This is a genomic window from Acidovorax sp. JMULE5 (assembly GCF_013376875.1).
In the GTDB taxonomy this organism is placed as follows: Bacteria; Pseudomonadota; Gammaproteobacteria; order Burkholderiales; family Burkholderiaceae_C; genus Acidovorax; species Acidovorax facilis.
On record NZ_CP035951.1, the window covers coordinates 2,757,350 to 2,783,965 of the forward strand.

Below are 26,616 nucleotides of genomic sequence, written 5' to 3' on the forward strand. Positions count from 1 at the left end.
CACACTGATGGCCGAAGCCGAGGACGTAATCACCGACGTAGCCCGACATGCAACAGTATTCACCCACGCGCTGTGGGCGCGCTACCGGGCTTCAAGCGAAACACGGACCGTTATCCAGCTAGCGGATATTGCACCTCGTTTGGGCCTGCTCACGGAGGCAGTTTTCGGCGGGTCTTATCGTTTGCGCATAGCGCAGATGCCCGCCCGTCCGACCTTGCTAGCTCGGACCTTCAAGCGCGACGCATTCCCGCAGGCGGACTTAGCGCTTCCAGCCACCGATGACCATAGCATCTGGTTGCCGCCCGCAACGGGCCTTACCGACACTGCACAGCAAATTGAGCGGTTTCGCACAATGGTCCTCGTCCAGGCCATGCGGGCGAGCCGAGGCAGTGCCACTGGCGCGCCCTTCGGCGCACCGCCACTGATTCAAGACATCTACCTGCTGATGGAGGCCATCGCGGCCGACGCTGCTCTGGCACGTCTGTTGCCCGGTACGGCAGAATCTTTGAATAACTTGCGCAAGGGAGCCCTTGCGATACGACCGCCGTTGACTCGATTCTCCGCATCACGCCGCCCGTTGGAGGCGTGGGTTCGCGCAGCCATGGCGCAGCCTTGCGAGGGGCCGAATTTGCACGCAGGCATCAGCGCATCGCCACAAGATTCGGTGAGATTTGCGCACAGTCTCGGGACTGAGATGGCTAGCAAGCTCTCCAGCCGGCGGAGTCTGGGCTACTCACCGCTATTCCGAGACAATTGGACCGGCGAGTTTCGAAAGCCGGGCGAGGTCATGAGCTCACCGCTGCAGGGCAGCGAGTCGGTTGGCAGCAGCGCCGTTTCGGTAGCGCGCAGCGCGCGCTTGGTGCGCCGCCCCGAGGTCCGGCAAGGGGCCGAGCAGGAGGACGAAGCCAAGCAGGGTGCTTGGATGATTCCACCCGATGTACCCCACGAACAGGCGGAAGACCCCTTCGGGATGCAGCGTCCTACTGACCGCGACCAAAGTGCGGCTGCCGACGATTTCGCCGACTTGGTTTCTGAACTTCCCCAGGCACGGCTTGTTTGGACACCAGGCCAAGCCTCAGAAGTGTTACTCGCCGACGACCCGCCATCTGTGCAGCCACGACACACAAAGCCCACAGCAGCAGACGCACCGCAAATGTTCTCTTACCCCGAGTGGGATTGCCGCATTGGTGCCTATCGCCACCCCGGTGCTACGGTGCGGCTACTGGAAGCACCAGCTGGTCCGCAACAATGGGTGGACAAAACCTTATCCGAATACCAAACGGTGCTCGGCACAATACGCCAGCGCTTCGCGGCACTTCGCCCCCAGCGCTCACTCCAGCGCCGCCAAACGGACGGTGACGACATCGATCTGGATGCCTGTGTTGAAACCTGGGCTGATATGCGGGCCGGATGGCCCATGGCGCAGGACATCTACTGCTCGCAGCGACGTACACGACGCGATATGGCCATTTTGCTGCTCATTGACGTGAGCGGCTCCACAGATGGGTGGATCTCCAGTAACCGTCGAGTAGTCGACGTCGAACGCGAAGCCTTGCTGCTGGTTTGCATCGCCCTTGGTGCACTGGGCGAACCGTTCGCAGTGCAAGCCTTTTCAGGGACTGGGCCCCACTCGGTCAGCGTCTGGGACATCAAGCGGTTTGACGAGCCCTACAACCCCGCTGTTGCACTCCGAATCGCCGCGCTTGAACCAGATCAATACACGCGCACAGGCGCCGCACTGCGTCATGCGAGTGCCACGCTCCTGCGCGAGGGTGCTACGCATAGGTTGCTACTGCTGTTGTCTGACGGAAAACCAAACGACTGCGATGTGTATGAAGGCAGCTACGGTATCCAAGACACTCGCCAGGCAGTCAACGAGGCTAAGCTGCAGGGCATTTCACCGTTTTGTCTGGCAGTGGATCGGCAAGCCGCCAGCTACCTGCCCACTGTATTCGGGGCCCACCAATATGCTCTGTTGTCCACTCCGGGGGCACTTCCAACAGTGTTGCTGGACTGGATGCAGCGACTCGTGAAGGGGTAGGTACAGTGGGACGCCCCAACAAATGAATGTGGCAAGGAGGGACGCCATCGCTTTTGCATTCGTCGAGGGTGCCCCGTCGCTGAAGCCGCTATCACTTGACCTTTGGAATAGCAATCGATTTCATTGGCCGTGAGGCTCTTCGGCTCCTCTCGCAACGTTCGCTGCCGCACAGACTGTGCAGATCGCCCAGTGCATTCTGAAAAGACGGATGGGCTTCCCGTTTGAGCTCCTTGGCCGATCTGGATGGGTATCGCGGGCAGGATAGCAACCTGTAGCTTGATTTATTCATCTCATTCCGCAGAAACAGCTTTCGGCGCAGCAAGCAGAAAGACCTATGTCCCACGACTCATTTGCAAAAATACCGAGGACGCCATGCTGCAGGACGAAGCGGAGCGCATACGCCTGCGGGTGATCGCTTTGTCGCGATGGGACAACGAAGGGGGTGCTGTTCCCGGCGTACTACCTGCAGTTGCGGATGTCAGCAGCACGGCCGTTGATGACCCCGATTCGGCTCATGCAGAAGCCGTACAGCTTCGGATTCGTGTCATCGCGCTGGAGAACCTGGTAATCGCACTCCTAGCAAATGCTCCCCAGGTTCAGCTGGATCTTGCGCGCGAGATGGCGGCCTATATCTCTCCGCGGCCCGGTTTCACTCCTCACTTCCTGACCCTTCGCGCGGCCGACGAGATGCGCAATCTTGTTGATCGCGCTGGCCAATTTAGGACCTGTCCCGCAACTTGATCACACACGCATGCACACCTTCCATATCTATCGCTATGACCCGGACCAACACGACGCGCCGCGTATGCAGGTTTTCGATCTGGAAGTAGAGCCGGGAGACCGCATGCTGCTTGACGTACTGATTAGGCTTAAGGCGGTTGACCCAAGTCTCAGTTTTCGGCGATCGTGCCGAGAAGGGATTTGTGGCTCCGATGGCATGAATATCAATGGCAAGAACGGGTTGGCATGCATCACCAACATGCTGTCGCTTCCTGCCAAGGTGGTGCTAAAACCGTTGCCTGGGTTGCCCGTCATCCGCGACTTGGTCGTCGACATGACCCAGTTCTTCAAGCAGTACCATTCCATCAAACCCTACTTGATCAACGATGAACTGCTGCCAGAGCGTGAGCGGCTGCAGTCCCCTGAACAGCGAGAGTCGCTCAACGGCTTGTACGAGTGCATCCTTTGCGCCTGCTGTTCATCTGCTTGTCCAAGCTATTGGTGGAACCCCGACAAGTATGTGGGTCCAGCGGGTCTGCTACAGGCTTACCGATTCCTGGTCGACAGCCGCGACACGGGCACGGGTGAAAGACTCGATAACCTCGAAGACCCTTATAGAGTCTTCCGTTGTCGCAGCATTTTGAACTGTGTGGACGTGTGCCCGAAAAATCTGCTTCCGGCTGCTGCCATCAGCAGTATTAAAGACATGATGGTGCGGCGTGCGATTTAATCTTGGTGCACGTGGCCTCGTCGATCAGTCCGTTTTGGGGGAGGAGGACCCTGGCTCAGGCATGGATGTTTTTTGCAGAGACCTGGCTGAGGACATGCCGCTCATGCGGTCCACAGCCCCTAGCTTGATCAATATTGAGAGTCCGTCAGTTGCAGCGGCCGAGACTATGACACTGCAAGAGATGCAGGTTAGTAGCATCCAGATTGTGAGCGGTGCACGGTTGCTGACGGTAGGGTTTGACGTCAATTTGGCTGACGTGGCCGCACTGATGTCTGGCGCGCAACTCAGCCTGGTGTTGGTTTGTGACGTATCCGGTTCGGTAGCTGGTGTGATCTCAGACACGATGCTGATTCATCGACTCGGGCTTGGGTCTCCCCGCATTCTCGGGGAGCGGGCAGCTAACATAATGGCTCGGGATTTTAAGGCGTGTTGCCAAACCGACTCTTTGGTCGAAGTTCTCGCGGCTATGCATAGTCGGGGCCTTATACATGTGCCAATCTTAGATACAGACAACCGCCCGAGCGGCGTAGTTTATGCGCGTGACGGTCTGAGAGCACTGCTGGCGGCTGGCAACGCAGAGGAAGCTCAGTTGATCGACTATGTGACGGGTATTGGCTACAGGTGAAGTGATTGCAGAGGTACCCGTGTCGTGACATGTGCGTCGGCGGATGGATCTAAGAGCTCGGGAAATCGATTGGAGGCGCCCCACCACTTGCCGGTTTGACTACACATGCGCGTCGGTTTTCCAAGAAGCCGCCGGCACTTGGTGAGGATGGTGCAAGAGCAGCGCGGGGAGTACCCGTCGCTGTGGGCCGCCATTGAGTCCATCGCCCCCAAGATTGGGTGCATGCCGCAGACCCTGAACGAATGGGTCAAACGTGCCGAAGTGGATGCCGGCACGCGAGAAGGTGTCACAACAGCCGAAGCCCAACGGGTCAAGGAACTGGAGCGCGAAGTCAAAGAGCTGCGCCGGGCCAACGAGATACTGAAGCTGGCCAGCGCGTTTTTTGCCCAGGCGGAGCTCGACCGCCGACTGAAGTCTTGAAGGCCTTTATCGACCAGCAGCGCAATGCTTTCGGGGTCGAGCCGCTCTGCAAGGTCTTGCAGGTCGCCCCATCGGCGTATTGGCGCCACGCCGCGCTGATGCGCGAGCCTCAAAAGCGCTGCACCAGAGCCAAGCGCGACGAGGTGCTGATGCCGCAGATTCAACGCGTCTGGCAGGCCAACATGCAGGTCTACGGCGTCGACAAAGTGTGGCGGCAACTGGCACGCGAAGGCGTGACCGTAGCCCGCTGCACGGTCGAACTGTTGGTGCCGACGCAAACTTGACCAGCTAAACCGCAAAGTGCCAATCCAATATTGACCAGGGTGTTCCACTGACCTGCTGAGAATTTCAGCAGGGATTCAAGGTGATCACCATGGACATGATTGGCAAGGTCAGGCGCATGAGGCTGCGCGACCAACTCTCCCTCAGCGAGATCGCAAGGCGCACGGGTCTGTCGCGCAACACGGTCAAGAAGTGGCTCAAAGCGCCCGGCGATGTTGCCCCGAAGTACGAGCGGGTGAAGCTCGATGGCAAGCTAACTGCGTTCGAGCCGATCCTGCATCAAGCGCTCACAACCGACAGCCATCGCCCCAAGCAGGGACGGCGCAGCGGCCGTGCCTTGTTTGCTCAGATACAGGCCCAGGGCTACCGCGGCGGCTACAGCGCCGTCACCGACTACATCCGGCGCTGGCGGGTGGAGTCAGCAGCCAGTGCGGCCAAGGCGTTCGTTCCGATGAGCTTCGAGCTGGGCGAGGCCTTCCAGTTCGACTGGAGCGTCGAAGCCATGGTCGTCGGCGGCGTGTTCTACAACGTGCAAGTGGCGCACCTGAAGCTGTGCGCCAGCCGGGCCTTCTGGCTGGTGGCCTACCCCAGCCAGGGCCACGAGATGCTGTTCGATGCCCACACTCGCTCGTTCCAGGCACTTGGCGGCGTCACCCGGCGCGGCATCTACGACAACATGCGCACCGCCGTGGACAAGGTGCAACGCGGCAAGCAGCGCACGGTCAACGCGCGCTTCGCAGCCATGTGCAGCCACTACCTGTTCGACCCCGACTTCTGCAACGTCGCCTCCGGCTGGGAGAAGGGGGTGGTGGAGAAGAACGTGCAGGACAGCCGCAGGCGCATCTGGATCGAAGCCGCGACCCGTCGCTTCGGCTCGTTCATCGAACTCAATGCCTAGCTGAGCGAGCGGTGTCGTTCGGTGTGGAGCGACACCACGCATCCGATCCACCGACAGTTCACCGTGGCCGAGATGTGGGAGTTGGAGAAGCCTCACCTCATGTCCATGCCGGCCCCCTTCAACGGCTACGTCGAGCGGCTGGCCCGGGTCAGCAGCACCTGCCTGGTGGCCGCCGCGCGCAACCGTTACTCCGTGCCGTGCGAGTGGGCCGGCCACATCGTCAGCACCCGCGTCTATCCCGAACGAATCGATGTGGCGGCCGCAGATGCCGTCGTAGCCAGCCATGCCCGGCTGCCGGGCAGTGGCCAGACCAGCTACGACTGGCAGCACTACATCGACCTGGTGCAGCGCAAACCGGGCGCATTGCGCAATGGCACGCCGTTCCTGGACCTTCCGGCGTCGTTGCTGCGTTTGCGCCAGTCTCTGCTCAGGCACCCTGGAGGGGACCGGGTCATGGCACAGGTGCTGGCCGTGGTGCCGCAGGCCGGGCTGGAAGCGGTGCTGGTGGCCATCGAGCTGGTACTCGAAGGCAGGGCCCCCAGCGGCAGTATCAGCGTGGAGCACGTGCGCAACGTGCTGGCCCGCTTGAACAACCCTGCCACGCCGGCGCAGGCGCAGACGTCCTTGCAACTCACCCAGGTGCCCAAGGCCGACACCGCGCGTTATGACCGGCTGCGCCCCACCCACCAGGATCATCTGGACGGGCAGGAGGTGGGCCATGCGTGAGACCTCCATCGATGTACAGGCCCAACTGAAGGCGCTGCGGCTCAACGGCATGGCCACGGCCTGGGCCGATCTGACGGAGCAAGGCGGCGATACGACCCTGGCCGCATCACGCTGGCTGGTGGAGCACCTGCTGCAGGCTGAAGATGCTGATCGGGCGATGCGTTCCATCGCCCACCAGATGAAGGCGGCACGCTTCCCGATGCACCGCGACCTGGCTGGGTTCGACTTCACCGTCGCGCCGGTCGACCGCGCGTTGATCCAGAAACTGGCGGACCTCTCGTTCACGCAGGATGCGCAGAACGTGGTGCTGGTCGGCGGCCCAGGCACCGGCAAAACCCACCTGGCCACGGCGCTGGGAATTGCCGGGCTCACCCGGCACGCCAAGCGAGTGCGGTTCTACTCCACGGTCGATCTGGTCAATGCCCTGGAGCATGAGAAGAGCCAGGGCCGTGCCGGACGCATCGCCATGAGTCTGGTGCGCATGGATCTGGTCGTGCTCGACGAGTTGGGCTACCTACCCTTCAGCCAGGCCGGTGGTGCCTTGTTGTTCCACCTTCTGTCCAAGCTTTACGAGCACACCAGCGTGATGATCACCACTAACCTGACGTTCGCGGAGTGGTCCACGGTGTTCGGCGACGCCAAGATGACAACCGCGTTGCTGGATCGCTTGACCCATCACTGCCACATCATCGAGACCGGCAACGAGTCCTACCGCTTCCGCCACAGCACGCACGAAGCCAAAGGGCGCATCAAGACCCGTGAGCAGACCAGGAAGGCAGCAGCCGCCCACGTTAGCGAGACCGCGGAGGAAAGGGCCTCGCCTGATGGCTCGGCCATACTGACCACGAGTTCAAAAAAAGGAGGACCTACCGAAGCATCCACCTTATAGTTATCCACAGCTGGCTTCAAATGGAACCAGCTTCAGCCCCTGGTCAATGTTCGACTGGCACTGCTGATCACGATTGCACTGGCGCTAACACACTAAGGCCATCGCAGGAACGGCTTGCTTGCAACTGGTGGAAGAGGGGCTTCTCGACCTCGACGCGCCTGCGAAGGATTACGCGCCCCAACTTGCCGACATCATGGTCATCGAGGGCTTTGGCAAGGACGGGCAACCCAGGCTGCGCCCACCGAAGCGCGACATCACGACACGTCACCTGCTCACGCATACAGCCGGCTTCAGCTACGACTTCTTCAACGAGACGTACACCCGCCTCGCCAACGAGCAGGGCCAGCCTTGGGTGGTCGACGCGTCGTGGAAGTCGATCAAGACGCCACTTCTGTTTGATCCGGGCGAGCAGTGGTCATATGGGAGCAACATCGATTGGGCCGGCATGGTGCTGGAGGGAATTACGGGCAAGCGGCTCGGCGAGGTCATGCAGTCGAGAGTTCTCGCTCCGCTCGGGATGGCCGACACCGCCTTCACGATGACCCCCTCCATGCAATCCCGGCAAGCAACGATTCACGCGCGCGAGGATCGCGATGGCTCGCTCGTTCCGCTCAACGGGGTGACCTTGCCGCAGGATCCGGAGGTCCACATGGGAGGGCACGGCCTCTACGGGACCGCGTCGGACTATGTGAAGTTCATCCGCATGTGGCTCAACGACGGACGCAGCGACGGCGGCGAGCAGATCCTTCGACCGGAGACCGTCGAAATGGCATCTCGCAATCATTTGCCCAAGGGCATGCAGGTGAAGATGCTGCCCGGCGTCGATGCGACCAAGACGGCGGCGTCCATCCTGCCCGTGTCGAGGCCACGACTGTCCAACGACGCCGAGTTCTTCCCCGGCATGCCCAAGACGTGGGCACTCACGTTCATGATCAACGAGGAAGAAGCACCCACGGGTCGGCCGGCCGGTGCGCTCGCATGGGCCGGCCTCGCCAACCTGTACTACTGGATCGATCGCGCGAACGGCATCGGCGGGTATTGGGCGACCCAGATTTTCCCATTCGTAGATCCAACATCGGTAGCAGGCTATCTCGCGATGGAAAGTGCAACCTATCAGCACGCAAAGCCTCGCGCTCGATGAGATGCAAAAGGCCGCTCCGCTCGAGCCAGCGGCCGTGATCATCGCGTTCTTTTGACTAATCGGCTCCGAAGCCGGGTCGTTTGACATCCGGCGCGCGGGTGAGCGTCGGCTTTTGTCCAAACGGTCCGTCCGGCGGGGTCGATTGCACGCGAGTTGATCGGAAGCTGTCCGCGCGTTGGATCCATCGCCCAGCGAGGGTCTTCTTCGGGTCGAGGCTGTGTGAAAACTCCACCCACGATTGCGGTCCAAAACTAAAATAGCAGCACCCGATTCAAGCGAGGTGCCCCCATGAAGCGATTCATCGAAGGCGAAGACCGACAACAGATCACTATGCTGCCGGAGTGCTTGGACGACTACATCGCAGAGGACAACCCGGTGCGTGTTGTGGATGTGTTTGTCGAAGAACTGGATCTTCGGGCACTTGGTTTCGATGGGATCAATCCGGCAGTCACTGGCCGGCCTTCGTACCACCCCGCTGTCCTGCTCAAGCTCTACATCTACGGGTACCTCAACCGCATCCAATCGAGCCGCAGGCTGGAGCGTGAAGCCCAGCGCAATGTCGAGCTGATGTGGCTGACCGGGCGCCTTGCGCCGGACTTCAAGACCATTGCGGACTTCCGTCGAAGCAACGGCGCTGGCATCCGCAACGTCTGCAAGCGCTTCATCGCCATGTGCCGACAGTTGAACCTCTTCTCGCAGGCCATCGTGGCCATCGACGGCAGCAAGTTCAAGGCCGTCAACAGCCGTGACCGCAACTTCACCGCCGGCAAGATCGAGGCCCGCCAGCAGCAGATCGAGCAGAGTATCCAGCGTTACCTGGACGCGCTGGAGACCGCTGACCGCACGCAGCCGGCAGAGGTCGAAGCCAAGACAGAACGACTGCAGGAGAAGCTAAAAAAGCTGCGTGAGCAGATGCGGCAACTCGACGGTCTCAAGGAGCAATTGAAGAGCCTGCCCGATGGCCAGATCTCCCTCACGGATCCCGATGCACGTTCGATGGCAACCCAGGCCAAGGGATCGGGCCTGGTGGGCTACAACGTGCAGACCGCTGTCGATGCCAAGCACCACTTGGTCGTCGCGCACGAGGTGACGAACGTTGGCAATGACCGTGCGCAGTTGCACAACATGGCCTGTGCCGCAGACCAGGCTATGGGGAGCCAGGGCTTGCAAGCCTTCGCCGACCGAGGCTACTTCAGCGGCCCGCAACTCAAGGCCTGCGAAGACTCTGGCATCACGACCTTCGTGCCCAAACCGATGACGTCAAACGCAAAGGCTGAAGGGCGCTTCGACAAGGCCGACTTCATCTACATCGCTAAGGATGACGAGTACCAGTGCCCTGCAGGCGAGCGTGCGATCCATCGCTTCAAAACGCTCGAGAAGGGTCTGAATCTGAGCGTCTATTGGTCTAGTGCCTGCCCAAAGTGTCCGCTCAAATCCAAGTGCACGACCAGTAGCAACCGGCGCATTCGCCGATGGGAGCACGAAGATGTTCTGGAGCGCGTTCAGCAACGGCTAGACGGTAACCCCGAGGCCATGACGTTGCGCAGGTCCACCGTGGAGCATGTCTTCGGGACACTCAAGCACTGGATGGGCTCAATTCACTTCTTGATGAAGACCCTCAAGCACGTGGGCACCGAGATGAGCCTGCATGTGCTGGCCTACAACCTCAAGCGGGTGATGAGCGTGATGGGTATCGCGCAGATGATGCTGGCGATGCGGATGGTGAAGGCGTAAAGCCTTTGTTGGCTTTTACAGGCCGAGAAAGGCCTCAGAAATGCGTCGCAAGGCCCAAGGTGCTCCAAAACGACTACTCAACAGAGCTGCTGGAAAATGCGGCTCAGTGACGCGTGACGGGACTGGCACACATACTCGTTGAGCGTTTCCACACAGCCTCGGTCGGTAGAAGCCTGCCCCTTGTCAAACGGCGAACGGCAGCAACCAGCCTGAAGCAGACCGCCCCACCGCCTACACACATTCGCCACAAGGCACAAAAGGCGCCTCAACTTAGGTTCTTTTGCATTTCTTAATATGGAATATCCCCGACGAACTTTATTTGCGCCCGACTGACTTTATTTATTGGAGTCAATAAAAATCCCCCAGCCAGCGTGTCACTCCACCGTGACACTCTTCGCCAGATTTCTGGGCTTGTCCACATCCGTCCCCCGCGCACACGCGGTGTGGTACGCCAGCAGCTGCAGCGGCACCACGTGCAGCAGCGGGCTCAAGGGGCCGTAGTGCTCGGGCATGCGAATGACATGGATGCCGTCGCTGCTTTCGATGCGGGTGTCGGCGTCGGCCAGCACGTAGAGCACGCCAGCGCGCGCGCGCACTTCCTGCATGTTGCTCTTGAGCTTTTCGAGCAAGGTGTCATTGGGCGCCACGGTGACCACGGGCATGGCGCTGGTGACGAGCGCCAGGGGGCCATGTTTGAGTTCGCCCGCCGGGTAGGCCTCGGCGTGGATGTAGCTGATTTCCTTGAGCTTCAAGGCGCCTTCCAGCGCAATGGGGTAGTGCAGGCCTCGGCCCAAAAAGAGAGCGTTTTCCATCCGGGCAAAGTCTTCGGCCCAGCTGATGATTTGTGGCTCCAGCGCCAGCACGGCCTGCAAGGCCACGGGCAGGTGGCGCATGGTTTTGAGGTGGGCGGCTTCTTGCTCATCGCTCAAACGGCCTTTGGATTGGGCCAGCGCCAGCGTCAGTAAAAACAAGCCTGCCAGCTGGGTGGTGAAGGCCTTGGTGCTGGCCACACCGATCTCGACACCGGCGCGCGTGATGTACGCCAGCTTGCATTCGCGCACCATGGCGCTGGTGGCCACGTTGCAGATGGTCAGCGTGTGCTGCATGCCCAGGCTCTGCGCGTGGCGCAACGCGGCCAGGGTGTCAGCGGTCTCGCCAGACTGGCTGATGGTGACAACCAGGGTGCGTGGGTTGGGCACGCTGGTGCGGTAGCGGTATTCACTGGCCACCTCGACTTGCGTGGGGATGCCCGCGATGTCTTCGAGCCAGTATTTGGCGGTGCAGCCGCTGTAATAGCTGGTGCCGCAGGCCAGGATCAACACGCTGTCGATTTCCTTGAACACCCGCCACGCGGCGGCGCCAGGTTCGCCATGCTGGCCCGCGCCGTCGAACAGCTCGGGCACGATGCCGGCCAGGCCTTCGAGCGTGTCGGCGATGGCACGCGGTTGCTCGAAGATTTCCTTTTGCATGTAGTGGCGGTAGGGGCCCAGCTCGGCCGCGCCGCTGTGGGCCAGCACGGTGCGCACGGGGCGCTGTTCGGGCGTGAGTGCGGCACCGTCCTTGCGCACGATCCAGTAGCGGCCCAGCTGCAGGTCCACCAGGTCACCCTCTTCCAGATAAACGATCTGGTCGGTGACGCCCGCCAGGGCCATGGCATCGCTGGCCAGAAAGTGCTCTGTGCCCCCGTTTCCAACCCCCAGGATCAGCGGCGAACCGGCGCGTGCACCCACCACACGGTGCGGTTCGTCCTTGTGCATCACGGCAATGGCGTAGGCGCCATGCAGCTCAGCCACGGTGGCCTGCACGGCGTCGAACAGGTCGCCGCTGTAGTGGCTGTCCACCAGGTGGGCGATGACTTCGGTGTCGGTCTGGCTCACAAACACATAGCCGCGTGCCTGCAGCGCCTTGCGCAGTTCTTCGTGGTTTTCAATGATGCCGTTGTGCACCAGGGCCACGCGGCCTGCGCTTTGGGCCTGCGCGTCTGCGCCAGTGCCGTGGCTGAAGTGCGGGTGGGCGTTGTGCACGGCGGGCGCGCCATGGGTGGCCCAGCGGGTGTGGGCAATGCCGGTGGCGCCGTCGATGTGTTCGGTGGTCACCTGCTCCAGCAACTCAGCCACGCGGGCGGTGCTGCGGGCGCGCTGCAGGCCCGCCGGGCGCGCTGCATCGAGGCTGGAGGCATGTACCGCCACGCCGCAGGAGTCATAGCCCCGGTATTCAAGCCGCTGCAGGCCCTGGACGAGGATGGGAACGATGTTGCGCGTGGAGACCGCGCCGACGATGCCGCACATGGTGTTTGCCCTTGGGTTGGATTCGATGGGCGGATCGTAAGCAGCATCGAGAAAAATTATTGATTGATATTTCAATGAAATTGAACTTAAATTTCATAAAACACAACGCATGAAATTTTCATTCAATTAATAGCAATCCATGGAATCCATATCGCTCGACTCCACCGACCTGCAGCTTCTCAACCTGCTCCAGACCGACGCCGCCCAAAGCAACCAGTCCCTGGCCGAACAGGTGCATGTCTCCCCGCCCACCTGTCTGCGCCGCGTCAAGCGCCTGCACGATGCCGGTCTGATCGAGCGCCAGGTGGCCATCCTGCAGCCCGACCGGCTGGCAGCCATTCAGGGCCACGGGCTGGCCTGCATCGTCGAGGTGTCGCTGGACCGCCAAGGCGCCGAACAGCTTGACGCGTTCGAAGCCCGCGCCGTGGCCGACGACGCCGTGCAGCAATGCTGGCGCGTGTCGCCCGGGCCGGACTTTGTGCTGGTGGTGCACACGCGGGACATGCCGGGGTACCTGGCGCTGTCGCAGCGCCTGTTCACGGGCGATGCCAATGTGCGCAACGTGAAGGCCTTCTTTGCAACCCGCAGGGCAAAATTTTGCACAAAAGTGCCTATAGCGCTTGAGCAGTAATCGCAAGCAGCTATTAATTCAGTAGCACATCGACATTCAACTCTTTGTGTGTCGTTGTCCTCTTGCCTTCCCACCGCATCGGCATAGAGTGTCTGGATACACAGGGTGTGCGCCGCGCATGTTGCCAACGCCCCCTGCAGGAGCCACGCCGCATGGAGTTCAAGGACTACTACCAGACGCTGGGGGTCAGCCCCACCGCCACGGCCGACGAGATCAAGAAGGCCTACCGCAAGCTGGCGCGCAAATACCACCCCGACGTGAGCAAAGAGCCCGACGCCGTGGCACGCATGACGGCGGTGAACGAGGCCAACGCGGTGCTCTCCGACCCGGAAAAACGCGCCGCCTACGACCGCCTTGCGCAAGAACCGCGCATGCAGCCGGGGCAGGACTTCCGCCCGCCCCCGCACTGGGATGCGGGGTTCGAGTTTTCGGACGGCGCGGGCACCCATGGCGGCCCAGGTGGCGCTCCGGGCGACTACAGCGACTTCTTTGAACAGCTGTTTGGCCGTGCCGCCCGGGCGCGTGGCGCCGGGCGCAGCGAACACACCAGCGGAAGACCGCCCCCCACCCAGCGCGGCGCAGACCACCACGCCCGCATCGAGCTGGACCTGACCGACGCCTACCAGGGCGCCGAACGCACCCTCACGCTGCAAAGCGCGCACCAGGCCGATGACGGATCGCTGGTGCGCGACGAGCGCCACCTGGCCGTCAAGATCCCGCAGGGCGTGCGCGAAGGCCAGCTCATCCGCCTGGCTGGCCAGGGCAGCCCGGGCTGGGGTGGCGCACCGGCGGGCGATTTGTTTCTGGAGGTGCTGTTCAAGCCCGACCCGCGCTGGCGCGCGGAGGGCCGCGATGTCTACCAGCCGCTGGTGGTAGCCCCCTGGGAGACAGCCCTGGGCGCCTCGGTCGAGGTGGGCACGCCGGGCGGCTCGGTCATCGAGGTGGCGGTGCCTGCAGGCTGGAAGGCGGGGCGCAAGCTGCGCCTCAAGGGCCGGGGCATCCCGGGCACACCACCGGGTGACCTCTATCTGGAACTGCACATGGCCCTGCCACCGGCCACCACCGATGCCGAACGCGCTGCGTACGCCGCGCTGGCCCAGGCCTTTCCCCACTACAACCCGCGCGCTGCGCAAGGAGCCCAGCCATGAGCGCCCACTCCCCCACGCCCCCCGCAGAACTGCTCGACGATGGCAGCGCCGCCCTCACGCTGGACGCCCTGGCCCGCGCCTGCCGCATGGATGCCGACTGGGTGGCCGCGCGGCTGCAGGAGGGGCTGCTGCAGGCTGGCACCGAAGGCGAAGGCGACCGCTCGGCCTGGCGCTTCAGCGGGGCCACCGTGGTGCGCGCCCGGCGCATTGCCCACCTGGAACTCACCTTCGACGCCGACCCGCACCTGGCCGCGCTCACGGCCGACCTGATCGAGGAAGTCACCGCCCTGCGTCAGCAGCTGCGGCACCTGAAAGGCCGTTGAACGCAGCAGAGCACGACGGAACACTGGGGGGCCACGCCGCAGCACCTGGTCATTTCATGCTGGCATCGCCCCACAGGGGCATGTAAGCTCCCCCCAGCCCTTTCGCGAGCCCGCCCCCACCAGAGCGCAGCACGAGCGGCATCACCCTATCCATCCATGCCCACACCCCGCCGCCAGATGCCCCGCCGCATCTACCCCCTGCGCATTCTGGGCATGGGGCTCGGTGGCATGGTGGTGGGCGTGGTGCTGTGGGAGCGCCACGCCAGCGTCTCCGCCTGGCTGGCCATGGTGCTGCCTGCTTTTGTGTGGCCCCATGTGGCCTACCTGATCACACGGCACAGCGCCGACCCCTACCGCGCCGAAACCCGCAACCTGCTCATTGACTCTGCCCTGGCCGCCAGCTTTGTGCCGTTGATGCACTTCAACCTGCTGCCCAGCGTGTTGCTGCTGACACTGACCATGGTGGACAAGATCACCACCGGCATCCGCGGGCTGTGGGCGCGTGCGCTGCCCGCCATGCTGGTCGGGGGGCTGGCGGGCGCGGCGCTGGCCGGCCTGCACTGGGCGCCGGAAACCTCCATGCGGGTCATGGTTGCCTGCCTGCCGGTGATGGCGCTGCACACGCTGTCGGTCAGCATGGTCAGCTACCAGCTCATCCGCCAGTCGGCACGGCACAACCAGATGCTGGACGAACTGCGGCGCGTGGATGCGCTCACGGGCCTGTTCGGGCGCGGCCACTGGCAAGAGCAGGCCGAGGCGGCGCTGCGCCGCCACCACGCCAGCAACGAACCCGCCTGCATGCTGATGCTGGACATTGACCATTTCAAGGAAATCAACGACGCCCATGGCCACACCGTGGGTGACGAGGTGATCCGCGCGCTGGCCCATGTGGTACGCGGCAACGTGCGCGCGGGCGACTGCGCCGGGCGCTACGGCGGCGATGAATTTTCCATCGTGCTGCCGGGCATGCTCGCCAAGGACGCGCTGGCCATTGCCCACCGCATCCGCGAGCAAACCGAAGGCGTGCGCCTGCGCAGCCTGCCCGGCGTGCGCATCACCAGCAGCATCGGCGTAGCCCCCGCCGACCACCGCCACAGCAACCTGCGCGCCTGGATCGACGCCGCCGACGCCGCGCTGTATGCCGCCAAAAACGGTGGGCGCAACCGCGTGGCGGGGTGCATGGAGCCAGCGCTGGCGCCTGCGGTGTAGCAGCCCAGAACCGGTTCCAGCACACCACATTCGCCGCCCCGTGCCACCATGCCCTCCGCGAACGATCCACAGCCTGCTTCTTACCGCCGCCACGGCGGCATAGGCCCCGCGTCGGAGCGGCTGACCTACCGCCGCATCTACCCGTTGCGCATGCTGGGCATGGGCCTGGGTGCCGTGTTGCTGGGCAGTGTTCTGCACGACAACAACTCTCCAGCGTGGATGTGGTGGTTGCTGGGGGTCACCGCGCTGGTCTGGCCCCAGCTGGCCTACCTGCTGGCCCGGCACAGCGCCGATCCCTACCGGGCCGAAGTGCGCAATCTGCTGATCGACTCGGCCATCGCTGGCATGTGGGTGCCGCTGCTGCACTTCAACCTGCTGCCCTGCGTGGTGATGGCCCTCATCACCACCTACGACAAGTTCAGCACTGGCATCAAACGCCTGTGGCTGCACTCCCTGCCCGGCATGGCGGGCATGTGCCTGCTGACGACCTTGCTGCTGCGGCCCGAGCCGCGCCTGGAAAGCTCGCTGCTGGTGGTGGTGTGCACCCTGCCCCTGCTCATCGTGCATGGGTTGGCGGTCAGCACGTCCAGCTACCGGCTGATCCGCACGGTGGCGCGGCAAAACCGCGAGCTGGAGAGCCTGCGCCGCACCGACGCCCAGACCGGCCTGGTGGCCCGCAGCCACTGGCAGGACCAGGCCAAGCTCAGCCTGGAGCGGTTTCACGCCAGCGGCAGCCCCGCCTGCCTGCTGATGATCGACATCGACCACTTCAAGTCCATCAACGACCTGCACGGCCACACCGTGGGGGACGAAGTGATCCACGCCGTGGGCCAGGTGATCCTGGACTGCGTGCGCGCACACGACCACGCAGGCCGCTACGGCGGGGACGAATTTGCGGTGGTGCTCAGCGGCACCCGCGCAGCCGATGCGCTGGCCATCGCCGAGCGCATTCGCAGCCGCATCGCGGCCCTGCACCTGCGCGACCAGCCTGATTTGCACCTCACCAGCAGCATCGGCCTGGCACAAGCCGCGCCCCACCAGGCGGGCCTGCGCGAGTGGATCAACGACGCCGACGCCGCCCTGTACCGCGCCAAAAACGCCGGGCGCAACCAGGTGGCAGACCATGAAGCGCAGACATCCCACGCGGCACCACCGGCGCCGGTGGTGCAGACCCATTGAACCCGGAGGGGGTTTGCTGCACCTGCTGAGCCCGGGGCGCTGACAACGCCGCGGGCCACAGGAATCAGCATAAAAATTGCCGCCAGCGCTTATCCATCAAGCGCAAATAGCTATATTTTTAATAGCAAATTATCAAATCTTTGCTCACGCCGGCCAGCACACGCGCACCGTGCAGCCACCGCCCGGCACCGCCGTGGCACTGATCTGCGCGCCATGGCGCTGCGCCAACGCGCGGCACAGCGCCAGCCCCGCGCCCACGCCGTCAAACTCCGTCTCGCGGTGCAGGCGCTGGAACACGCCGAACAAGCTGCCCGCGCGCGCGGGGTCAAAGCCCACGCCGTTGTCTTGCACCGTAAAAGCCACCTGGCCTGCGGGTGCCGCATCCGCCGACACCGTGATGCACGCGTGCGCCACGGGGCGGGTGAACTTGAGGGCATTGCCCAACACTTGCACCAGCAGCTCCTGCAGCAGCGTGGGGTCCGCCTGCAGAGTGGGCAAATCCGACGCAATGCGCCACTCCACCGCCCGCCCGGCCTCGGCAGCGGCCAGCGCGGCGCGCGCCTGGGCGATGGCACTGCCCAGCGGCACAGGCTGCAGGCGCAGCGGCGCGCGGCTGGCGCGCACCAGGGCTTGCAGGCCGTCGATCATCAGCCCCATGCGCCGGGCAGACTGGTCCATCGTGGCCAGAAAACCCAGCGCCTCCTGCACCTCGGCGCTCCGCAGCACCTCGGGCGGCAGGTCGCCCAGCACCTCGCGCACCAGCGTGCCGTACGACGTCACGTGCCGCAGCGGCGCGCGCAGGTCGTGCGACACGGCACGCAAGAACTCCTCTTGCGCAGCGGCCATGTCGGCCACCTGCTGCTGGCTGCGGGCCAGCGCGGCGCGCAATCCCTGCAATTGCTGCAGCTCGTCCCCGGCGCTGGCGTCTGGTTCGTTCATGGCTTGGGCTGTTTGGCGGGGCGAGTCCAGTTGGCAATGCTCACCTGCTTGCCCCGCGCCACACTCAGCGCCCCCGGCGCCGTGCTCTTGGTGATGGTGCTGCCACCACCCACCGTGCCCCCCGCGCCAATCGTGACCGGTGCCACCAGCACGCAGTTGCTGCCCACATGCACATCGGCCTCGATCACCGTGCGATGCTTGTTGGCGCCGTCGTAGTTGGCGGTGATGCTGCCTGCGCCGTAGTTCACGCGTTCACCCACCGTGGCGTCGCCCAGGTAGGCCAGGTGGTTGGCCTTGGCGCCGTCGGCCAGGGTGCTGTTCTTCACTTCCACAAAGTTGCCAATGTGCACCGCGCGGCCCAGTTGGGCGCCGGGGCGCAGGCGGGCAAAGGGGCCGATCAGCGCGCCCTCGCCCACGGTGGCGCCCAGCTTTTCGCCGTCGATGTGGGTGTAGGGGTGGATCACCGCGCCTGCTGCGATGCGTGCGTTGGCAATGCAGCAGTTGGCGCCAATGCTCACACCCTCGCCCAGCTCCACACGGCCAGTGAAGACGCAGTTCACGTCGATCTCCACGTCCTGCCCGCAGACCAGTTCGCCGCGCACGCCGCTGCGGGTATCGTCGCGCAGGTCAAAGCGGGCGGGGTCGGCCAGGCGCACGCCCTGCTCCATCAGCGCCCGCGCCTGGCGCAGTTGGTGCGCGCGCTCCAGCTCGGCCAGCTGCAGCGGGCTGTTCACGCCTGCCACCTGCAGCGCGTCAGTGATGCGGTGGGCCACCACGGGCACACCATCGGCCACGGCCATGGCGACGATGTCGGTCAGGTAGTACTCGCCCTGGGCGTTGTTGTTGGTGAGCCGCGCCAGCCAGGGCGTGAGCAACCGTGCGGGCACGGCCATGATGCCGCTGTAGACCTCGGTGATGGCGCGCTGGGCGTCGCTCGCATCCTTGTGTTCGACGATGCCTTGCACGGCATCCGATGTATTGCGCACGATGCGGCCATAACCGGTGGGGTCGGGCAGGGTCACCGTCAGCAGCGCCAGCCGCTCGCCACCGCTGGCAGCCACCAGGGCGCGCAGGGTGTCGGCCTGGGTCAGCGGCACATCGCCCGACAGCACCACCACCGTGCCGTCATCGCGCAGGTGCGGCACGGCCTGCTGCACCGCGTGGCCCGTGCCCAGCTGGGGTTCCTGGCGCACGAATTTGAGGTCAAAAGAGGCGCCAGCGCCTGCTGCACCTGCGGTAGCTGCTTCTACTTCTGTAGCACCGTGGCCGGTGATGACGATGGCGCTGCGCGCCTGCAGGTGCGCGGCCTGGTCCAGCACATGGTGCAGCAGCGGCCTCCCGGCCAAGCGCTGCAGGACCTTGGGCAGGCGGCTTTTCATGCGCGTGCCTTTGCCGGCCGCCATGATGAGGATGTCGAGTGAGGTCATGAAAGAGGAGATGGGTGGGCGCTGCAAAAGCCCGGCGCGCGGGCATGGCGTGGATTATCGGCTGCAGCCCGCTGGGCGCAAAAAGCTATTAAAACAATAGCTATTCACGCTTATCTATCAAGCGCTAGAGGCAATTTCTCTCAGATTTCTGCCGCAGCAGACAGCGTTTTACAGCAACGGCATTAGCCGGGGCGGCGTGTCGTAGTACTCGGCGATGCGCGCGAGAGCCCGGGTGTTGAGCAGGCGCAAGCGGCCGTTCTTCAGCTCGTGCAGGCCCAGCAGCGACAGGCGCCGCAGCGTCTTGTTGGTGTGCACCAGCGACAGCCCCAGGGCGTCGGCAATGTGCTGCTGGTTGAGCGGGAACGCCACTGTGCCGTCCTCCACCAGCCCGATGCGGTCGAGCCGCCGGTACAGGTGCATGAGCAGCATGGCCACGCGCTCGGTGGCGTTGCGGCGGCCGGCGGTAAGCAGGTTGTCGTCCACATGGCCTTCTTCGTGGGCCGACAGCCAGGTGATGTCGTAGCCCAGGCGCGGGTGCTCGCGAAACAGCGCCCACAGGCTGTCGTTCTGGAACACACACAGCGAACAATCGGTCAGCGCCTCGATGCCATGGGTGGAGACATCGCCAAACTCCTGCTGCAGGCCTACCAGGTCGCCAGGCAGCAAAAAATTGAGGATCTGGCGGCGCCCGTCGCTCATGGTCTTGTAGCGAAAGGCCCAGCCCGAATACAGCGTGAACAGCTTGGCGTTGGTCTGGTTTTCGCGCACCAGCGCGCCGCCTGCTTCCACGGCCAGGCTGTCGGTGCGAAAGCCTTCAATGAAGTCCAGCACCTCGGGCTTCACGGCGGTGAAGGCGCCGGTCTTGCGCAATCTGCAATCGTGGCACGTTGGGGGGCAGACATGGGCGGGCAGGGTGGCGTTCATGGTGGCGCAATTCTCATCGATTCACATTTGGCGACAGCACCACAACGCGCCGGGTGGCGCAGCAGTTACATCTATGTCTTTTGACATTGTGCAACCGCCGTGTGCCCCCTACATTGGGCCTCACTTATGAACGTATCCCCCGCCCTTTACGAGGTCCTCTACGTGAGCACCCTCGCCCCCGAGCAACCGCTGAGCGTGGTGGCCGAGATTGCCGGGCGAGCGCGCCAGGTCAACGCGGAGCTGGACGTGACGGGATTGCTGATTTTTGACGGCCAGCGTTTTTGCCAGCAGCTCGAAGGTCCGCAGAAGGCGGTGCTCAAACTCATCGAACGCATCCGCAACGACCCCCGCCATGTCAACGTCGAGGTGCTGCACCACGGCCCGCTGGCGGGCCGGCGTTTTCAGCACTTCAGTCTGGCATTCAGCACCGTGGAAGACGAGGATGCACTCGCCCGCATGGAGAAATTGGATGGGGAAGCAGCCCTGGCCGCCTTCGAGGCCGTGCGGGGCGAACTCGTCCACTGAGATCGCTCCCCCCACAGCACGGGGCAGGCACCAGACGTCAAGCGGCTACCGGCCAGCGCCGCAGGACCAGCGTGGCGTTCACGCCGCCAAAACCAAACCCGTTGAGCATGGCGTGGGAGAGCGCCATGGGCCGGGGCCGCAGCGCTACCAGGTCCAGCCCCTCGGCCAACGCATCGGGCGTGTGCAGGTTCAGCGTGCCCGGCACCACCTGGTCGCGCAGCGCCAACGTGGTGAAGATGGCGGCCACCGCGCCCGCCGCCCCCAGCAGATGGCCTGTGGCCGACTTGGTGGAACTGATGGCCACCTGGGACCCCGCGCCAAACACACGGCGAATGGCCGCCAGCTCGCCCCGGTCACCCACGCCGGTGGACGTGGCGTGGGCGTTCAGATGCTGCACGTCCTGCGCCGTGAGGCCTGCCTGCGCCAGCGCTGCCAGCATGCTGCGCGCTGCGCCGTCACCGTCTTCGGGGCCGGAGGTGATGTGGTACGCGTCGGCCGACGTGCCGTAGCCCACCAGCTCGGCCAGCGGCGTGGCGCCGCGCGCGAGGGCATGGTCCAGCGCCTCGATCACCAGCATGCCCGCGCCCTCGCCCATCACAAAGCCGTCGCGCTGCGCATCGAAGGGGCGCGATGCCTGCTCGGGGGTGTCATTGAACGCCGTGCCGAGCGCCTTGGCCGCTGCAAAGCCGCCCAGGCTCACGCGGTCAATGGCCGCCTCGCTACCGCCGCACAGGGCCACATCGGCCTCGCCGCTGCGAATCAGGCGCGCGGCATCGCCAATCGCCTGCACGCTGGCGGCGCAGGCGGTGACCGGCGCCCCCAGCGGCCCCTTGAGGCCATGGCGAATCGACACCTGCCCTGCCGCCAGATTGACGAGGAAGGAGGGCACCGTGAACGGCGACAGGCGCTGCGGGCCGCGCGTGTCGGTGGTGCGCACCGCCTCGGCAATCGCGCCAAAGCCGCCAATGCCCGAAGCGATCACCGTGGCCGTGCGCTCGCGCGCACGCTCATCGGCGGGCGGCCAGCCGGCCTGCGCCAGCGCCTGCTGCGCCGCGCCCAGCGCAAAGGGGATGAAGCGGTCCATCTTGCGCTGGTCCTTGGACGAGACGACGGCGTCCACATCCCAGCCGCCTTCGGGGTCTTGCGCCACATCCGGCACCTGCCCCGCCACCTTGGCGGCAATGCCGTCCGTGACCGCGTCCGGCAGGCGTGAGAGGCCCGAGCGCCCGGCCAGCAGGCGCTGCCAGACCAGTTCCACGCCGCAGCCCAGCGGCGACACCAGGCCCATGCCCGTGACCACAACGCGCCGCATCAGGCCACCGCCTTGTCGCAGCACAAACCACTCCACACCTCGGCACCACGGCCGCCAGGGATCATTTTTTTCATGCATTCACCTCGTCAGACAAATTGGGCGCAGCACCAAGAACCGGTTCTGGGGTGCTGCAGCGACGCGCGGAAAGGGCCCGCGCCTTTATGATTGCAGCCATCATCATAAAGGCACAACTGCTTTTTGCGTACGCTCGCAATCAATAAGAGGCTCCCATGAAGGTTTCCAAAGCACAGGCCGCAGAGAACCGGCAGGGCATCCTGGACGCAGCCTCCCGCCTGTACCGCGAGCGGGGGCTGACCGGCGTGGGCGTGGCCGACATCACGCGCGATGCCGGGCTCACCCATGGCGGGCTGTACCGGCATTTCGCGTCCAAGGACGCGCTGGTGCAGGAGGCGTGTGCGAGAGCGTTCGACTGGTCCATCGCCCCGCTGGACGGCGCCACCCCGAACACCACCATCGGCGAGCGCATAAAGAGCTACCTCTCGCCCCAGCACCGCGATTCGCCGGGCTCGGGCTGCCCGGCCGCAGCCCTGGCGGTGGACGCTGCGCGGGCGGGCGGCGAGCTATCCGAAGTGTTTGCCCAGGGCATTGAGCGCAATATCGAGCGTTTTGCGCAGTTGCTGGCAGACAGCAGTGCCGGGGCGGGCAGCGCCCCCATACCGCCACAAGACCGAGCGCGCGCCATGCAAGTCCTGGCCACGATGGTCGGCGGGCTGGTGCTGGCCCGAGCCACCGCTGCGGCGCAGCCCGCGTTGTCGGATGAACTGCTGACGACGCTGCAGACCCAGCTGATCGGGCTGTTGGGTGAAGACCCGCGCTGACGGCCTGGTGCTTGTCCCGTTCGCTATCAAAAAAAGAGCTGCTACCGCTTGATGGACAAGCGCTAGCAGCTCTTTTTACTCTAACCCCACACCCCAACCGAGGCTACCGAGCGCCTCAGATCAGGTCAGGCGCAGCAGGCATCGCCCCAGGCGGGAGCCCCGTTGCCAACGGACGCACGACGCCACCAGGATGCGGGGCGGGCACTGGCGGCATCGCCATCCACCCAGCGGTACTGCAGACGGCGGCCGTTCAGCGGCTCGACCACCACAGACTGGCCCGCGGCCACGGGCAGCGACTGCCCAGCGCACAGGAACAGGTCGCTGCTGTCGCCCAGGCCCTGTCCGAGGGTGACCCAGGCTTGGCCTTCCGCAATGCGCAGGACCATCGCGGCCTTGGGGGCCAGGGTGACTGCAGCCCCTGCAGCCACGGTGCCGGTGCCACCGGCTGCGGCGGCCACAGCGCGCGAAGATGCAAACAGATGAAGAGCGTAAGAGGTTGTCATGATGTTCTCCGGGTAAACCCTAATAAGACCGTATGGTGCGCGGCTTGCAGAACAACGTCCAATGAAAAGCACGGCACCTATTGATGCTTTTCCTGCATATACGCTTCAAGCTGGTTTGCGCTGTAGCGGTGCTGCTATCCGATGCAGAGCAAACCGGGCCAGACCGGCGGCAAACCGGCCGCCTGCGCCCGTCACATCGGCCAGCGCCGCACCCAGGGCGCGCCCGCCTTGCCCCAGTGACTGCACCAGGTCGCGCAGCGGCTGCACCACGCCACATTCCCAGTCGCGGGCGGCCAGGCTGGCGGGCTGCGCCGTGGCCGGTGCCACCACGCTGTCCCAGCGGAAAGCGACGGCCTCAGCGTTGCCCCGGGGGTTCCAGGCTTCCATCACCACATGCTGGCCCGGCGCAATGGTCAATTGCTCCCCAACCCGCAGCACATGGTCGGCCGCCGCACCCGGCAAATCCGCCAAAGACCCGCTCAGGGTGAGCCAGACCTGCCCCTGCGCAATCTGCAATACACCATGGGTGTGCGGACGCAGCGACAAGGCCCGGCCTGTGGCCAGTTTCCAGCAACCGGCCGCACGACGGCCAGCCAGGGCGGCGTGGACGGATTGTTGCGATTCCAGAACGTTGCGGGGGGACATGACAGGCTCCTTGGCTTCAGTAAAACGTGTTGAGGAGCCTGAATGGTGCGCCTTGCGCCGTACACAGTCCAATGAAAACGCGGTACGCTATTCATTCCGTCAACGCATGAATCGTCTTCAGGACACCTGCCATGGCCTCTGCCGAATATTCCCCCGCTGTTCTGCGCACCCGCCCCGTGGCCACCGGGCACTGGCGCGCCTTTCTGGCTGTGGCCAAACACCTGAACTTCCGCGCCGCCGCCGACGAACTGGCGCTCACCCAGTCGGCCGTAAGCCGCCAGATCCAGGCGCTGGAGGAAGAAGTGGGCGTGCCCCTGTTTCTGCGCCACACCCGCGCGGTGGAGCTGACCAGCGCGGGCGCGCAGTTGCAGCGTGCCGTGGGCCCGGCGCTGGAGCGCATGGACGCGGCTGTGCGCCTGGTACGCCAGACGGCCGGGCGACGCAGTGTGGCCATCACCACCTGGGCCAGCTTTGCGTCGATGTGGCTGATCCCGCGCATGGAGGAGTTTCAGCGCGACAACCCCGGCATCGACATCCGCATTGATGCGAGCGACGTGCAGGTGGACCTGGAAACCTCGGACGTGGACCTGGCCCTGCGCTACGCCATGCCCGCCGGCGCCACGCAAGGCGGCATCCGCCTGTTTGGCGAGCAACTGGCCGTGGTGGCCAGCCCCTGGCTGCTCAAGAGCGGCAAACCGCTGCGCACGCCGGCCGACGTGGCGCAGTTCACCCTGATCGAGGCAGGCGACGCCCACCGCACGCACTACCTGGAATACCTGAGCTGGCGCCGCTGGTTCGACACGCGCGACCTGACCAAGCTGCAACCCCAGCGTTGGCTGTACTTCAACTACGCCCACCAGATCGTGCAGGCCGCGCTGGCCGGCCAGGGCCTGGCGCTGGCACGCATGCCGCTGATTGCCGATGCGCTGGCCGCTGGCGACCTCGTGGAGGTGCTGCCCGGCCACCGCATCGACTCGCCGCTGGCCTATTGGCTCATGGTGGGGCCACGCAGCGCGCAGCGGCCGGAGATCAAGGCCTTCTGCGCCTGGCTGCAGGTGCAGGCCGAGGCCACCCGCCAGGCAATTGGCGATGTGCCCGATCCGGATTTGAACGACAACCTGGACGGGGCCTGATGAAGAAAGCGCTGGGCCTTGCGGCTTCAGCGCTTCTATTTTGATAGCTTCCAGCGCTTATTTGACAAGCGCTGACAGCCAATCTGACTTAAAAATCAGGACAAAGTCACTCTTGCGAACTTGCGCTTGCCCACCTGCACCACGTAGGTGCCAGCGGCCAGCTTCAGGCCCTTGTCGCTGACCACGCTGCCATCCACACGCACGCCGCCGCCGTCGATCAGGCGGTTGGCCTCACTGCCAGACGGCGCCAGGTTGGCCTGCTTGAGCAGCGCCCCGATGCCCAGCGGGGCGCCCGACAGACTCACCTCGGGGATCTCGTCCGGCACGCCACCCTTGCTGCGGTTGGTGAAGTCCTGCTCGGCGGCATCAGCCGCTGCAGCGCTGTGGAAGCGCGTGGTGATCTCCTTGGCCAGCATCACCTTGGCATCCTTGGGGTTTCGCCCGCCCTCCACCTCGGCCTTGAGCGCGGCGATCTCGGCCAGGCTCTTGAACGACAGCAGCGTGTACCAGTCCCACATCAGGGTGTCGCTGATGGACAGCACCTTGGCGAACATGGTGTTCGCCTCTTCGGCAATGCCGATGTAGTTGTTCTTGGACTTGGACATCTTGTCCACGCCATCCAGCCCCACCAGCAGCGGCATGGTGAGCACACACTGCGGCTCCTGGCCATATTCCTGCTGCAGATGGCGGCCCATGAGCAGGTTGAACTTCTGGTCCGTGCCGCCCAGCTCCAGGTCGCTCTTGAGCGCCACCGAGTCGTAGCCCTGCATCAGCGGGTACAGAAACTCGTGCACCGCGATGGACTGGCCGGTGGTGAAGCGCTTGTGGAAGTCGTCGCGCTCCATCATGCGCGCCACGGTGTAGCGCGAGGCGAGCTGGATCATGCCGCTCGCGCCCAGGGGTTCGCTCCACTCGCTGTTGTAGCGAATCTCGGTCTTGGCCGGGTCCAGCACCATGCTGGCCTGCTTGTAATAGGTCTCGGCGTTTACCTTGATCTGCTCGGGCGTGAGCGGCGGGCGCGTGCTGTTGCGGCCCGAGGGGTCGCCGATCAGGCTGGTGAAGTCCCCGATCAGGAAAATCACCTGGTGGCCCAGATCTTGCAATTGCCGCATCTTGTTCAGCACCACCGTGTGGCCGATGTGGATGTCGGGAGCCGTGGGATCGAGCCCGAGTTTGATGCGCAGCGGCTGGCCTGTGGCCTCCGAGCGCGCCAGCTTCTTGACCCATTCGTCCTGCGGCAGCAGCTCTTGCACGCCACGCAGGGAGATTTCGAGGGCCTGTCTTACACCATCAGAGACCGGGGTTGTTGTAACAGCAGATTGATTCATAAGGGTTTTTTGGGATGTCTAGACAGCATGCACCGCTATACTTCAGCCCACATTGCT

Annotated in this window: 23 protein-coding genes, 2 pseudogenes and 1 other annotated feature; of the genes and pseudogenes, 17 read left to right on the forward strand and 8 right to left on the reverse strand. The window is 64.3% G+C overall.

Annotated elements, in window-relative coordinates; genetic code table 11:
* Nucleotides 1-7 precede the first annotated feature (7 nt).
* The 9 genes and pseudogenes from EXV95_RS12370 to EXV95_RS12410 all read left to right on the forward strand — a co-directional run bounded on the left by EXV95_RS12370 (nt 8) and on the right by EXV95_RS12410 (nt 10,206).
* Nucleotides 8-2,041: a nitric oxide reductase activation protein NorD gene (locus EXV95_RS12370; protein WP_176887073.1), complete on the forward strand. Its 2,034-nt coding sequence runs from the start codon at nt 8-10 to the stop codon at nt 2,039-2,041.
* A 276-nt stretch (nt 2,042-2,317) separates the two neighbouring features.
* Complete coding sequence (locus EXV95_RS12375) at nt 2,318-2,782, forward strand: hypothetical protein (protein WP_218135462.1); 465 nt, start codon at nt 2,318-2,320, stop codon at nt 2,780-2,782.
* 10 nt (nt 2,783-2,792) lie between these two features.
* Entirely contained in the window at nt 2,793-3,491 is a 699-nt protein-coding gene (locus EXV95_RS12380; RefSeq protein WP_176887074.1) for a succinate dehydrogenase iron-sulfur subunit, read from the forward strand.
* Between the two features lie 166 nt (nt 3,492-3,657).
* Nucleotides 3,658-4,116 (forward strand): cyclic nucleotide-binding/CBS domain-containing protein, encoded by a 459-nt coding sequence (locus EXV95_RS12385; protein WP_176887075.1) that lies wholly within the window; start codon nt 3,658-3,660, stop codon nt 4,114-4,116.
* A gap of 105 nt (nt 4,117-4,221) precedes the next feature.
* Nucleotides 4,222-4,805, forward strand: a pseudogene (locus tag EXV95_RS12390) (IS3 family transposase); the annotation flags it as partial.
* Nucleotides 4,491-4,607 (forward strand) — a sequence feature (AL1L pseudoknot). (Overlaps the previous pseudogene by 117 nt.)
* Before the next feature lie 104 nt (nt 4,806-4,909).
* Nucleotides 4,910-6,442 (forward strand): annotated as a pseudogene (gene istA / locus EXV95_RS12395) (IS21 family transposase).
* The gene (gene istB / locus EXV95_RS12400; protein WP_176886243.1) at nt 6,435-7,331 is read left to right on the forward strand and encodes an IS21-like element helper ATPase IstB; all 897 of its coding nucleotides are present in this window, start codon (nt 6,435-6,437) and stop codon (nt 7,329-7,331) included. The pseudogene istA and the gene istB overlap by 8 nt, the downstream one beginning before the upstream one ends.
* 127 nt (nt 7,332-7,458) lie before the next feature.
* Complete coding sequence (locus EXV95_RS12405) at nt 7,459-8,472, forward strand: serine hydrolase domain-containing protein (protein ID WP_370460265.1); 1,014 nt, start codon at nt 7,459-7,461, stop codon at nt 8,470-8,472.
* A 288-nt stretch (nt 8,473-8,760) separates the two neighbouring features.
* Nucleotides 8,761-10,206 (forward strand): IS1182 family transposase, encoded by a 1,446-nt coding sequence (locus EXV95_RS12410; RefSeq protein ID WP_176886234.1) that lies wholly within the window; start codon nt 8,761-8,763, stop codon nt 10,204-10,206.
* Nucleotides 10,207-10,580: 374 nt separating this feature from the next.
* Here the strand turns inward: EXV95_RS12410 and glmS are convergent, their stop codons facing one another.
* On the reverse strand, nt 10,581-12,494 hold the full coding sequence (glmS, locus tag EXV95_RS12415) for a glutamine--fructose-6-phosphate transaminase (isomerizing) (protein WP_176887076.1): 1,914 nt from the start codon (nt 12,492-12,494) through the stop codon (nt 10,581-10,583).
* Between the two features lie 139 nt (nt 12,495-12,633).
* Here glmS and EXV95_RS12420 point away from each other — a divergent pair, with 139 nt between their 5' ends.
* From EXV95_RS12420 to EXV95_RS12440, 5 genes are all read left to right on the forward strand, one after another.
* Nucleotides 12,634-13,125 (forward strand): Lrp/AsnC family transcriptional regulator, encoded by a 492-nt coding sequence (locus EXV95_RS12420; protein ID WP_176887077.1) that lies wholly within the window; start codon nt 12,634-12,636, stop codon nt 13,123-13,125.
* Nucleotides 13,126-13,277: 152 nt separating this feature from the next.
* Entirely contained in the window at nt 13,278-14,273 is a 996-nt protein-coding gene (locus EXV95_RS12425) for a DnaJ C-terminal domain-containing protein (protein ID WP_176887078.1), read from the forward strand.
* On the forward strand, nt 14,270-14,596 hold the full coding sequence (locus tag EXV95_RS12430) for a MerR family transcriptional regulator (protein ID WP_008907221.1): 327 nt from the start codon (nt 14,270-14,272) through the stop codon (nt 14,594-14,596). Before EXV95_RS12425 ends, EXV95_RS12430 begins: the two co-directional genes overlap by 4 nt.
* Nucleotides 14,597-14,752: 156 nt before the next feature.
* On the forward strand, nt 14,753-15,805 hold the full coding sequence (locus EXV95_RS12435) for a diguanylate cyclase (RefSeq protein WP_176887079.1): 1,053 nt from the start codon (nt 14,753-14,755) through the stop codon (nt 15,803-15,805).
* 48 nt (nt 15,806-15,853) lie between these two features.
* The gene (locus EXV95_RS12440) at nt 15,854-16,984 is read left to right on the forward strand and encodes a diguanylate cyclase (RefSeq protein ID WP_176887080.1); all 1,131 of its coding nucleotides are present in this window, start codon (nt 15,854-15,856) and stop codon (nt 16,982-16,984) included.
* A 144-nt stretch (nt 16,985-17,128) separates the two neighbouring features.
* Here EXV95_RS12440 and EXV95_RS12445 read toward each other — a convergent pair whose 3' ends face one another.
* From EXV95_RS12445 to EXV95_RS12455, 3 genes are all read right to left on the reverse strand, one after another.
* Nucleotides 17,129-17,923, reverse strand: a complete 795-nt coding sequence (locus tag EXV95_RS12445) for an ATP-binding protein (RefSeq protein ID WP_176887081.1) — start codon at nt 17,921-17,923, stop codon at nt 17,129-17,131.
* Nucleotides 17,920-19,350, reverse strand: a complete 1,431-nt coding sequence (gene glmU, locus EXV95_RS12450) for a bifunctional UDP-N-acetylglucosamine diphosphorylase/glucosamine-1-phosphate N-acetyltransferase GlmU (protein WP_176887082.1) — start codon at nt 19,348-19,350, stop codon at nt 17,920-17,922. Before glmU ends, EXV95_RS12445 begins: the two co-directional genes overlap by 4 nt.
* 168 nt (nt 19,351-19,518) lie before the next feature.
* Nucleotides 19,519-20,274, reverse strand: coding sequence for a Crp/Fnr family transcriptional regulator (locus tag EXV95_RS12455; RefSeq protein ID WP_121421217.1), 756 nt, complete (start codon nt 20,272-20,274; stop codon nt 19,519-19,521).
* Between the two features lie 126 nt (nt 20,275-20,400).
* Between EXV95_RS12455 and EXV95_RS12460 the strand changes: the two genes are divergently transcribed.
* The gene (locus tag EXV95_RS12460) at nt 20,401-20,799 is read left to right on the forward strand and encodes a BLUF domain-containing protein (RefSeq protein ID WP_121508511.1); all 399 of its coding nucleotides are present in this window, start codon (nt 20,401-20,403) and stop codon (nt 20,797-20,799) included.
* Between the two features lie 37 nt (nt 20,800-20,836).
* Here EXV95_RS12460 and fabF read toward each other — a convergent pair whose 3' ends face one another.
* The gene (fabF, locus tag EXV95_RS12465; RefSeq protein ID WP_121422874.1) at nt 20,837-22,111 is read right to left on the reverse strand and encodes a beta-ketoacyl-ACP synthase II; all 1,275 of its coding nucleotides are present in this window, start codon (nt 22,109-22,111) and stop codon (nt 20,837-20,839) included.
* A 230-nt stretch (nt 22,112-22,341) separates the two neighbouring features.
* Here fabF and EXV95_RS12470 point away from each other — a divergent pair, with 230 nt between their 5' ends.
* Complete coding sequence (locus EXV95_RS12470; protein ID WP_176887083.1) at nt 22,342-22,950, forward strand: TetR/AcrR family transcriptional regulator; 609 nt, start codon at nt 22,342-22,344, stop codon at nt 22,948-22,950.
* A 125-nt stretch (nt 22,951-23,075) separates the two neighbouring features.
* Here the strand turns inward: EXV95_RS12470 and EXV95_RS12475 are convergent, their stop codons facing one another.
* Both EXV95_RS12475 and EXV95_RS12480 read right to left on the reverse strand, forming a co-directional pair.
* Nucleotides 23,076-23,453 carry a DUF2917 domain-containing protein gene (locus EXV95_RS12475; protein WP_176887084.1) on the reverse strand — a complete coding sequence of 126 codons (378 nt, stop codon included), beginning with the start codon at nt 23,451-23,453 and terminating at the stop codon, nt 23,076-23,078.
* Nucleotides 23,454-23,558: 105 nt separating this feature from the next.
* Complete coding sequence (locus tag EXV95_RS12480; RefSeq protein WP_176887085.1) at nt 23,559-24,098, reverse strand: DUF2917 domain-containing protein; 540 nt, start codon at nt 24,096-24,098, stop codon at nt 23,559-23,561.
* Between the two features lie 131 nt (nt 24,099-24,229).
* Here EXV95_RS12480 and EXV95_RS12485 point away from each other — a divergent pair, with 131 nt between their 5' ends.
* Nucleotides 24,230-25,231 (forward strand): LysR substrate-binding domain-containing protein, encoded by a 1,002-nt coding sequence (locus EXV95_RS12485; protein ID WP_121421221.1) that lies wholly within the window; start codon nt 24,230-24,232, stop codon nt 25,229-25,231.
* A gap of 95 nt (nt 25,232-25,326) precedes the next feature.
* Here EXV95_RS12485 and tyrS read toward each other — a convergent pair whose 3' ends face one another.
* The gene (tyrS, locus tag EXV95_RS12490; protein WP_176887086.1) at nt 25,327-26,559 is read right to left on the reverse strand and encodes a tyrosine--tRNA ligase; all 1,233 of its coding nucleotides are present in this window, start codon (nt 26,557-26,559) and stop codon (nt 25,327-25,329) included.
* Nucleotides 26,560-26,616 lie beyond the last annotated feature (57 nt).